Source organism: Bradyrhizobium sp. STM 3562, assembly GCF_045571435.1.
Taxonomy (GTDB): Bacteria; Pseudomonadota; Alphaproteobacteria; order Rhizobiales; family Xanthobacteraceae; genus Bradyrhizobium.
Genome location: NZ_CP120694.1, coordinates 4,184,132 through 4,193,355 on the forward strand (window position 1 = coordinate 4,184,132; position 9,224 = coordinate 4,193,355).

Here is a 9,224-nt window from a genome sequence, read left to right on the forward strand (position 1 = left end):
CAAGGGAGACTGTCATGTCCATGCATATGTTGCTGTGCAATTTCACCGATCAGGCGGTGCGCAATATGAAGGAGATGCCGACTCGTCGGGCGGCGGCACGGGAGAAAGCCAAGAAGCTGGGCGTGGAGATCAAGGAAGCCTACCTTGCACTTGGCGCCTACGATTTCATGATCCGAGTGGATGCACCCGATGATGAGACGCTCGCCAAATTCGTCCTGTCGCTGGCCGGCATCGGAGCGCTACGCACAACGACGGTGAGGCTCTTCGCCGACGATCAATACGAGCAGATCGTGAACGGATTGGTGTAACCGCACGGGCGCCGTCGCGGCGGGCTGGTTGCTGACGCTCGCGGGTCTTTAGAGCCGACGCTCGGAACGACAGCGAGCCGGCCGGCCATCAGCAGCGCGTTTATAAGCGGCCTATTTTTCGTGGAATGTCCGCGCGTGACGGCGTCCGCGGCGGGCGAGCCCCATAAGTGACGCGACCAGGCGGCACGGCCCGTTAACATGTGATTCGAACCGGAACTGGGTCGTCCGCACGGGGGGCGGGTACTATGCGCGGAACGCGATGTTGCAATGCAACAAAACATGCCGCAATGCAGCAAGGAGCGTCTAAACTATTCGTCGAATCCTTCCGAGGAGAATGAACAGTGAAGAAGATTAGCTTGTCAATCGCAGCCGCCGTTTCCATCGCGGCTAGCAGTGCCGCCTTCGCCGCCGAGCGGCCGACCTATGAGGTGAACGGTTTTCCGGTCTCTCCCGTGCAGGTCGGCCTGCTGGGCGCCAAGAATGTCCAGGAGCAGCCGGCTGCATCCGCCGCCCCGCTCCACCAGGCGAGCATCCTGATGCCGCAGCGCAAACTGAAGACGGCGACCGCCGCCCCGATCACCACTGGGGCCGGTCACTGAGTTCCCTCCGTCCAGAAGCAGGGCGGGTTAGCGAAGTGCAACCCGCCGATCTGGTCTCATAGCGTAGCGGATGACGGTTTTCCTGATCCGCTATGCGCCAACCGAGCGGCTCCTCCCTTTCAGAACGGCGCGCCTCGGCTAGCCGCCCAAGTTCGGCCGCCACACGCGTCAAGGCACCGTCCCAGGCCTGCGGCTTCTCCTGTCGGAACAGCCGCAGGCTCGAGGGACTATCCTCGCGGTCGCGCAGCCAGCGCCAGTCCTGCGCATAGGGCAGCAGGATCCAGGCCGGGCGGCCCATGGCGCCGGCCAGATGCGCCACCGACGTGTCAACCGAGATGACGAGATCGAGCGCGGCCACCGCGGCGGCGCTATCGGCAAAGTCGCCGAGCCCTGGCGCAAGATCAATCACATCAGGCCCAAGCCCAGCCAGCACCGGCGCATCGGAGCGGCCCGCATTGTAGTGTTCGGCCGCCTCGCGCAGCATTGGATCAACCGCAGCGACGCTCATGTCGTGTCAGCTTCCATGGAGTCTTCACGGACCTTCAACGGGTCAACACCCGATTCCGGCGGATGGAGTTTTGGGTCTACGTTGCGCGCGCGGCGCCGACGCGGCTTTGCGTGACGTTGGCGCGTGATGTGAAGGCGCTCTGGAGGAGGATGAAGAGAGGTCACCAAAGTGCCATCCTCTCGGCATCTCAACGCCCCATCTTTGTGCGCCACTTCGACATTGCCCGTAGTCAGAGTGTGGTTTCGATGAGATTGTTAAGTCATAGTCTCGGATTGCTCCTTCTCGCAACCGCGAGTGGCGCAGGCATGGCGCAGCAGACGACTGGCGCCATCAACCCGAACGCCACGTCTGATCAAACGCCCGCGCAGCAAGCATCGCCGCAAAAAGGTAATTGCATGCCGATCGGCATCACGGCGGCCGGCGACGTTGTCTTTCCATTCGAGTGCAAAGAGTTTCTCGAGAAATACAAGGCCGACATGGACAAGTCGGCCACCGTCGGCGGTGCTCCCACTAGGCCCAACAGCACAACCGAGGTTCAAGCGCCCGAAGCGGCGCCGGCCGTCTCCAAGGCGGCGACGCCCGCCCCAAAGGACGCGACCGACCAGTCCAGCAACAATGGAGCGGCCGCTGTGGCGAATGCTCCGGCCGCCCCGAAAGGCAAGACTGCCGGAGAGAAACCGAAGCCCGAGCGGAAGCTGGCTGACACCGACAGTGCGGCAACAGCACCTCGCGACGGGGCCGCAGGCAAGCGCAAGCACGAGCATGAGCACGAGAAGGGAAGTCCCGCCTGCATGCAATTCCGCTCCTACGATTCCGGAGCCGGAACGTATCGAGGCTACGACGGAGAAGTGCATCCCTGCCCACCCAAATAGAGCTTGCAACGCCTGGGGCGAAAGGTCCCGGGGCTCGGTTAAGATTAATTAAGTTATATCAATAATACTACCTCTGCGGGAAAAATGCCGGAGGTTGAATCTCTCCATGGTCGAGGGTCGTATTGCGCCTCGTTATCGTGTCAACAAACGGGCCACCATCGACTATGGTGGGGACAAATATCCGTGCACGGTTCGCGATATTTCCGCTACAGGCGCGGCGTTGGAGCTTCCGGACTCAATGATCATCGTTCGTCGCGTCAAGGAGTTCACGCTGCTGATCCCGGAAGATCGCTTGAGGCTGTCGTGCCGCGTCGTCTGGCAAAGAGATTTTCGAATGGGTGTCACCTTCGATTGATCGCTCGACCAGCGAGGGCGGAAGCGTAAGCCGCCGATCTCGTGAATGGAGTGGCGGATTACGCCTTCGCTGACGACCTATGCCCTGTTATGCCGCGCGGTTTTGCTCGGGCGATAGACCGGCCGCGCCGATCTGGGTGAGCAGGGTGAGGAGGTCAAAATAGTGCGTGTCGTATCTGACCCTTTCACCGTCGATCTGCATCACGGAGCACGCCGGCAGTTCCGCAACGCGGTTCGATGGGGGAATGATCCCTGACGGCGTTTGCAGGGGGCCGGTGTGCGTGGCCTTCCATACGAGTTCGAGGACCGCGGTGTCCCCGACGGCCAGTTCACGGATAATGGTGCCCGTGGCGTCGGGGAAAGCGGTGGTCCAGCCTTGCAGGGCCTCGATGATCTGATCGGGGCCCTGGATGCGGCGGTTGGTGGCTTTCTCGTCATACACCGCATCGGGGGCATAAAGGTCCCTTATCCTGTCCCAATCCTTCTCGTTGAACGCGGTGATCGAGGCCTTCGCGATTTCAAGAACGTTCGCCATGACGTGCAATCCTTCTATCGGCGCCAGGACAGGCTGCAACTGCGAGCGGCTGTATTCGCTCCGGCAAGGCGGTTCGGCGCGGAGCATCGCCTCACCATTCCATTGGTCTGAAAAGGAGATGGCGGGTTCAAGCGCCGCGCGAACGCGCACCCCGATAGGGGTGAGGAGGGGCGGCAATGGACCGAGCATCGACGATTCACCTCCCGACCTGCGAGCCTCGGCCGACACGTTGCTGATCCGCGTGCGCACATAGGCTTGCTAGCCGCAATTCCACGCCGGCCCGATGGGCGTCCAGCTCCAGCACGGGCCGAAACTGCCGCCGTTGTAGCGTCCGCGGTAAAATCCGGGACGGCCGAAATAGTGCCACTCGCCGTTGTACCAGTACTGCGGGGCATCGTCGGGCGTAGAGCGGATGGCTCCCTTCTCGCCAAACACGGGAGTGTTGTTGTTGGGCGGCTGATGATAGCCGGGCAGGAAGCCATAGCCATGCCAGTGAGGCTTGTGCCGCTTGTGCGCGGGCGCGGTGAACGCAACGGCCGGCAGGAGCAAGAGGAGAATGGCAGTCGATAGAAAGATTATGCGCGACATGGGGTGTAAGATACGTGCTGTGCTGCTCTGATGCGACAATAGGTAGGGCCGGTTAGCGCAGCGTAACCCGCCGCTCGAACAATGGCGGATCGCGCTTTCGTTGATCCGCGCTGCGAACTCATCCGGGCTACGCTTGCTAACACCAAGTACGGTCCGCATGAGCACCTGATCGAGGGAATGCACGGCAATGAGAACCAGAGTTGCTTTGCTGGTGTTGGCGCTGCTTGGAACGGCGCAGGCGTTGGCTGTCGAGGACGGCGGCCCGAACCCGACGAACTACAAGATAGCCGGAGCATGGTATAGCCTCGGGAAGGGCGAAGCAGGGCGCGTTCGATGTGGACCCGTCAATTACAGTGCGGCGAAGGCTTTGCTCTACACAAGTCCGAATGCCAGTGAATTTCCGATCATCAATGTGTACGACGCGGAGAATCGCGTGATTGGGAGCATCTCATTTGGGCGTATCCCGGATGCGGTGTGTGCTTTCGACAAAATGTTCTTCAAGCCGGGTGGAGGCTAGCGCGTTGGCCCCTGGTGTCATGTCTCCGACGTCTGATTTACGCAGTGCCATTCCGGGGCGCCCGAAGGGCGAACCCGGAATCTCCCGCCGCAATTTCCGGGTTCGGCGCTGGCGCGCCGCGTCGGAATGATGGAATGAAGCGTCGGAGTCACAACGCTAATCCCGGTCGTCGGCAGCAAGGCGCAGGAACTGGCGCTTCATCGCGTTGACCTTGGCGAGATAGGCCGCGACGAGGTGATCGCCGCAGCGCTCGCCGGCCATCGTCTGAAAACCACGGCGCACGAAGGCCCTGGCGGGACCTGCGCCGCAGAGATGGATGAATGCGGCCAGATCCTGCTTCTGCTGCGGGCTTGCCTTCACATCGCCCGCGCGGGCGAGAACCGCTGCGACATTGCGGTCCAGATACACCGCCGTCAGCTCGATGGCATGGCTCGGGATCGCGCGGATATAGAGGCTGGTGAACCCGCATCCGGCATCCACGACGGCATTGCTGCGAATACAGGAGCGCGCGGCCTCGGCGTAAGCCGCATCCGTCATCTGGTACAGGCCGACAGCGCTCGAGGCCGGCTGGTAGATTGCGAAAGGATTCAGGCTCAGTCGCCAGCGCCAATAAGTGCGCGCCACCGGATTGCCTGAACTCTCGACCTGCGCCAGCGCGGCCAGCAATTCGGGCGTGATCGTGCCGGTGGAATAGGTGCGGAAGAGCGGTCCGTACTGCCGCCACGTCTCGGCCGGCTCCTTGTCGAGCGCGTTGCCGACGAAGAAGAACAGCTCGGTCGGCTTGTGGAGCACGTGATAGACGAGGTTCGTGAGCGAGATGACCGCGAGAAGAACCGCCGCGGCGCCAACGATCCGCACCGGCCGCGGCGCTCTCGCCAGCTTGCCTCGCGCCCAACGCGCGGCCTGCCGGAGGCGAAGGGGAGAGAGGATGCTCTTGCTTTGTCTTGACATGGATCTTGCGCGAGAAGGACTTGGCCTAGCATAGGGTGGGCTCGCGCATCACGCTCGAAAAAACATAGGTTCACCTTCTCGCGGCGCATGTCGCGTCCGAGCCTTTGCAATGTTGTCACCCTCCAGAGCAGAGGGCGCAGGGAAGGCCGGGTGGCCGCTTGCACCCGGGGCCCCCGCGCGAAAAATTTGCGCGAGAGCGCGTTGACCACAGGTACAGGCGGAAAACACTCCGGCCTTCCCTGCGCGAGTGGTTTTACGGCTTACTTCGCGCTCTCCCCGGTGAACCAGCTTGTTTGCCACCGTCATCGGCGCGAGCGTTCAGCATCGTCGCCAACTTGGCGCCTGCATGGGCGCGCCAGGACCACACGACTTCGCCGTCCGCGATGCCTGCCGCTCGTCCATCGGCACGATCACGTCCACCGCATTCCGCTCCACGTTCGTGACGACGCGTACGTCCCTCTGCAAGGAAGCGGAACGGGAGGGAAGAAACATCAATTTCTGAAAAAACGAAAGAGAATTATTTTCGCGCCGCCATCTTGAATGCCGTCACAGGGCTTGATTCCGCTCGGCAAATTTCGATTTGCGCGCGGACGATTTCGGATGCGAAACGCCAGGATGGATCGCGGCCGTCGCGTTCACGCTGGCGGCGCCACGCCGGCTGTGTACCGGCGAGTCATTCCCGCAGAGCCCTAACCTCCGCGCGGAAGCCGCTCGTCGGCAGCGCGGGCATTTTGGCGAGATCGATCGAGAGGTCCTGTTCCGGTGTCTCCAAATCGATGTCACGTGCCAGCGTTCGCAGCATTGCCTTCATCACCTTGATCGTCAGCCATTCGCCGGCGCAGCGGTGATTGACGGCATGATCGCCTCCACCTTGCGGAATCATCGTGAAGGGATCGCCAGGCCATTGCATGAAGCGCTCGGGACGAAACGTCATCGGTTCGTCCCATGATGCGTCGTCATGGCAGGTGCCGTAGAGGTCCAGCAGGAAGAGATCGCCTTCATCGAAGTGACAGCCGCGCCAGTCGAACTGCGTGCGCGCCTTGCCGGCCACGAAAGGGAAGAAGGGATAGAAGCGGCGGACCTCCTGCACAAAGGCTTCCAGATACGCATCGTCGCTGCTGAGCTGCTGGCGGGCCTCGGGATGCTCCCTTAGCGCGAGCAGGGCAAAGGTCATGAAGCGCGCGATCGCGACGGTGGGCCGCAGGATGTTGAGCAGCTCAACCGCGGCAACATCGGGAGTGAGAAGTTCGCCGTCGAGATCGCGGTGCATCGCAATCGCATGCAGGGCGGTTCCCTGCGCCGGCCGCGCCCGCCCGGCGCGCACGTCCTCGACGATCCCACGCAGGAGACGTTCGGCCCTGTAACGCTCGACACGCGCGAGCCAGTTGGACGGCCCGACCGATCCGGCATTGTCGATCATCGCGCCGATGTCGACGGTGAGATCGGCAAGATCACTCTCGCTCAGATCTATGTCTGCCCAGCGACAGCTTGCCGCGCAGAGCACCTTTCGCAATTCATCATGCATGACCACGGGGCCATGCCCGACAAGGCGCCGCGCATGATCGCGCAAGCCGCTGGACGCCAGTTCGGCAATCTCCTGCAGGCGGCCCGCGGACATCAGCGACATCATCATCATCGCCTTGCGATGGTGGTGGGCATCGGCATCGAGCACCGCAACACTGCCTTCGTCCTGCAGCAGGTGCAGCACCGAATTTGGCAATCCACCCCGGCGCGTGAAGCGACCCTCCTCATAGAACATCGCGGCCGCATCGGCGCCCCTGATACAGTAGAAGGCACGTCCAAGCAGACGGGTGGAAAAGATGTCCGAATTGAACTTGCGGCAGCGATTGCTGATGAAATTGTACCCTTCGGAAACAAGGGCGAGCGAGTGGTCGAGGCCGCCTTCGTCGGGAATGGTTGCCATGGTTCGAGGCTCCTATCGGCTGCCGAAGTCGAAAGGCGATCGTCGCCGTCATCAGGCGATCGCCCGCCGGACTGTCCAAGCGTGGAATGCGCGATGGACAAAGCACCCTCGCGAGCGGCGCGTTCCACCAGGGAAACAGGTGCCGCGTGGGCGCTCAGCCGTCGCTCCAGCACCACACGCATTCGCGTGACTGCGAAGCAACGCCCTTGTCGTCCGCCGGTTCATTTTGATGCGCGGCACGGGGAGCGTGGCTCTCCGCCGTAGTGCGTAGGGCGGGGTTAGCGAAGCGTAACTCGCCGCACGCCGAACAGAATGGCGGACTACGCTTCACTAATCCGCCCTAGCGTTCTACGCTCGCTTCGTCTACTTGCTCACAGACGGCCGGGCCGGGAACGGCGGGAGTCGTTTGCGCTTTCGCTCGTTGAGATCGGGCGCACAACTCTCAGCGATCGTAAAGATCGGCAATATTTTCAGGTCAGCGTGAGAACTACGTTGTTAACGAGGTCGGTGATCATATCGTCCGCCTGTGACTGGACGATCTTCACGCTGGAGGGGTGGGCTGAGGTGTTTCGTCGGTCCAGCTCCTTCTTAAGAATTTTGAAGATCCCGGAGTTGTAAAGGTCGGCGGTGTTCGCGATCTCCAGCACCTGGCGCTCCTGCAGGCAGTCACCGAAGTCATCGTACTTGGTGATGTGGATGTTTTTAAGGTTCTGGTATCGCCGCGAAATAGCGTCGTTGAATTTATCGAGCCTGGTCTGGTCTCTCAAAATCCACTCAAGCAGATGGCTGTAGGCGAGATTCCAAACCATCACGATGCAAGCTCGGTAGGCGCGCACGCGGTAGCAGTCGATGGCCTCCGCCAGGAAGACCTTCTCTGCCATGTCTGGAACTATGCCTGGCAAGTCGTTGAGTAACTTGCTAACCGCCTGCATGCTGGGGTGGCTTCCATACTTGGCGTCAAGCTGACTACGTATTGTTCGCGTGAGCTTAAAACCGGTGCGCTCGCGGGCAAGGTCGGGTGTGTTCATGGTCGCCATCCGCAGGACGTACTTGCCAACATCTCCCGGAATTAGGTGAAGCTCCTTGAAGCAGGCGCGGATATTGTCCGAGCCAAAATGCTCCTGACCCTTGTGTGTGTGAAGATACCAAGCGAATAACTGTATCTTCTCCCTCGGTGGCAACTTGTCGAAGTCCGCCACTTGGTCAACGAGTTCGGAAAGCTTCATCCTACGCTGCCGAGCTTTCCTTGGCCTTCGCCAACCCAAGCTGATTGATAGCGTACTTTCCAGTCTCGGGAGACTCGAAGTACTGTTTGTGCTTCAGCTCGCGGAGAGGCTGTGCGAAGTCGTTGATGTTGGTCGGCCAATTCAGGTGGCGATAGCAGGTGTAGATGTGCCGCTCGTCGATCACCTCGATATTGCGGGAGTCGTGCAGCCACGCTGCGATCGCCAGATAGCGCTTATGGTTGCTCTTGAACGTGCCGATAGATGACAGCGGCGGGTCGCTGGTAACATCAAGGTCGTTGATGACCTGCGGCTTCGGCGCAACCCGGCGCGGCGTCTTCTTCTTCGGTGCGGCCGGCGTCGCGTCAATAGCATTCGTTTCGTCGATATTGTCGAACAAGTCGGGCTCATCAGGCTCCTCGACGGCTCCGTTTCCACCATTCAATTGAGCGGGAGCAGCAGGAGGAAGACGCTTTGGTGCCGGAGGGGACCCGCGCAAGGCGTTGGTGATCGCCTGGGTGACCGACTGAATCTGGTCGTCGGCAATCTCGGCGTCGAACATGATAAACTTGATGCGGGAAGTTCCGCCAGTCTTACCGGAATTCTTTGCCATCACTCAGTTTCCGAACTAAAGGGACGAATCAGATGTTGTAGGAGCAGCCTGCTGTATCCCTTGGTTGCGGGTTGCGTTCAAGTGTAAGTTGCCTCTTTGTTCTCCATTTCCTCGGGTATGCGGCACAAAATAGGTGGAAAACAGGGTTTCGCGCTGAAGGCAAATCGGGCAGCAGGCTCGCTCTATAATTGCATCAAAAGAATAGTTTCGACGTGAAGTGGTGCCGCATCGG

At 60.9% G+C, this 9,224-nt stretch carries 12 protein-coding genes and 1 pseudogene; 6 read left to right on the top strand and 7 right to left on the bottom strand.

Translation table 11 applies throughout. From position 1 onward, the window contains the following. The first annotated feature begins 14 nt into the window (after nt 1-14). Nucleotides 15-308, top strand: a complete 294-nt coding sequence (locus P6U23_RS19380) for a GYD domain-containing protein (RefSeq protein WP_407181278.1) — start codon at nt 15-17, stop codon at nt 306-308. Between the two features lie 341 nt (nt 309-649). Beyond that, nucleotides 650-907 (top strand): hypothetical protein, encoded by a 258-nt coding sequence (locus tag P6U23_RS19385; RefSeq protein ID WP_407181279.1) that lies wholly within the window; start codon nt 650-652, stop codon nt 905-907. Between the two features lie 124 nt (nt 908-1,031). Here P6U23_RS19385 and P6U23_RS19390 read toward each other — a convergent pair. Then, nucleotides 1,032-1,349, bottom strand: a pseudogene (locus P6U23_RS19390) (glycosyltransferase family 9 protein); the annotation flags it as partial. A gap of 215 nt (nt 1,350-1,564) precedes the next feature. Here P6U23_RS19390 and P6U23_RS19395 point away from each other — a divergent pair. After that, nucleotides 1,565-2,287, top strand: a complete 723-nt coding sequence (locus tag P6U23_RS19395) for a hypothetical protein (protein WP_407181280.1) — start codon at nt 1,565-1,567, stop codon at nt 2,285-2,287. Between the two features lie 106 nt (nt 2,288-2,393). Then, nucleotides 2,394-2,642 (top strand): PilZ domain-containing protein, encoded by a 249-nt coding sequence (locus P6U23_RS19400; RefSeq protein ID WP_407181281.1) that lies wholly within the window; start codon nt 2,394-2,396, stop codon nt 2,640-2,642. Nucleotides 2,643-2,729: 87 nt separating this feature from the next. On the opposite strand, the gene P6U23_RS19405 is transcribed toward P6U23_RS19400, so the two are convergent. After that, nucleotides 2,730-3,365: an ester cyclase gene (locus P6U23_RS19405; protein ID WP_407181282.1), complete on the bottom strand. Its 636-nt coding sequence runs from the start codon at nt 3,363-3,365 to the stop codon at nt 2,730-2,732. 69 nt (nt 3,366-3,434) lie between these two features. Beyond that, nucleotides 3,435-3,764, bottom strand: coding sequence for a hypothetical protein (locus P6U23_RS19410; protein WP_407181283.1), 330 nt, complete (start codon nt 3,762-3,764; stop codon nt 3,435-3,437). Between the two features lie 187 nt (nt 3,765-3,951). On the opposite strand from P6U23_RS19410, the gene P6U23_RS19415 reads away from it, so the two are divergent. Beyond that, nucleotides 3,952-4,281 carry a hypothetical protein gene (locus tag P6U23_RS19415; protein WP_407181284.1) on the top strand — a complete coding sequence of 110 codons (330 nt, stop codon included), beginning with the start codon at nt 3,952-3,954 and terminating at the stop codon, nt 4,279-4,281. Nucleotides 4,282-4,437: 156 nt separating this feature from the next. Here P6U23_RS19415 and P6U23_RS19420 read toward each other — a convergent pair whose 3' ends face one another. Further along, nucleotides 4,438-5,232 carry a transglycosylase SLT domain-containing protein gene (locus P6U23_RS19420; RefSeq protein ID WP_407181285.1) on the bottom strand — a complete coding sequence of 265 codons (795 nt, stop codon included), beginning with the start codon at nt 5,230-5,232 and terminating at the stop codon, nt 4,438-4,440. Between the two features lie 289 nt (nt 5,233-5,521). Here P6U23_RS19420 and P6U23_RS19425 point away from each other — a divergent pair, with 289 nt between their 5' ends. Continuing rightward, a complete protein-coding gene (locus P6U23_RS19425; RefSeq protein WP_407181286.1) occupies nt 5,522-5,734 on the top strand; it encodes a hypothetical protein in 213 nt (70 codons plus the stop codon). Between the two features lie 171 nt (nt 5,735-5,905). On the opposite strand, the gene P6U23_RS19430 is transcribed toward P6U23_RS19425, so the two are convergent. The 3 genes from P6U23_RS19430 to P6U23_RS19440 all read right to left on the bottom strand — a co-directional run bounded on the left by P6U23_RS19430 (nt 5,906) and on the right by P6U23_RS19440 (nt 8,992). Beyond that, nucleotides 5,906-7,156 carry a cytochrome P450 gene (locus tag P6U23_RS19430; protein WP_407181287.1) on the bottom strand — a complete coding sequence of 417 codons (1,251 nt, stop codon included), beginning with the start codon at nt 7,154-7,156 and terminating at the stop codon, nt 5,906-5,908. A 470-nt stretch (nt 7,157-7,626) separates the two neighbouring features. Beyond that, nucleotides 7,627-8,382 (bottom strand): hypothetical protein, encoded by a 756-nt coding sequence (locus P6U23_RS19435; protein WP_407181288.1) that lies wholly within the window; start codon nt 8,380-8,382, stop codon nt 7,627-7,629. 1 nt (nt 8,383) lies between these two features. Further along, entirely contained in the window at nt 8,384-8,992 is a 609-nt protein-coding gene (locus P6U23_RS19440) for a hypothetical protein (RefSeq protein WP_407181289.1), read from the bottom strand. Nucleotides 8,993-9,224: the final 232 nt, after the last annotated feature.

Coding starts and splice junctions, on each gene's coding strand:
- P6U23_RS19380 (WP_407181278.1), top strand. CDS start 15: ATGTCCATGCATATGTTGCTGTGCAATTTCACCGATCAGGCGGTGCGC.
- P6U23_RS19395 (WP_407181280.1), top strand. CDS start 1,565: ATGAAGAGAGGTCACCAAAGTGCCATCCTCTCGGCATCTCAACGCCCC.
- P6U23_RS19400 (WP_407181281.1), top strand. CDS start 2,394: ATGGTCGAGGGTCGTATTGCGCCTCGTTATCGTGTCAACAAACGGGCC.
- P6U23_RS19405 (WP_407181282.1), bottom strand. CDS start 3,365: ATGCTCGGTCCATTGCCGCCCCTCCTCACCCCTATCGGGGTGCGCGTT.
- P6U23_RS19410 (WP_407181283.1), bottom strand. CDS start 3,764: ATGTCGCGCATAATCTTTCTATCGACTGCCATTCTCCTCTTGCTCCTG.
- P6U23_RS19415 (WP_407181284.1), top strand. CDS start 3,952: ATGAGAACCAGAGTTGCTTTGCTGGTGTTGGCGCTGCTTGGAACGGCG.
- P6U23_RS19420 (WP_407181285.1), bottom strand. CDS start 5,232: ATGTCAAGACAAAGCAAGAGCATCCTCTCTCCCCTTCGCCTCCGGCAG.
- P6U23_RS19430 (WP_407181287.1), bottom strand. CDS start 7,156: ATGGCAACCATTCCCGACGAAGGCGGCCTCGACCACTCGCTCGCCCTT.
- P6U23_RS19435 (WP_407181288.1), bottom strand. CDS start 8,382: ATGAAGCTTTCCGAACTCGTTGACCAAGTGGCGGACTTCGACAAGTTG.
- P6U23_RS19440 (WP_407181289.1), bottom strand. CDS start 8,992: ATGGCAAAGAATTCCGGTAAGACTGGCGGAACTTCCCGCATCAAGTTT.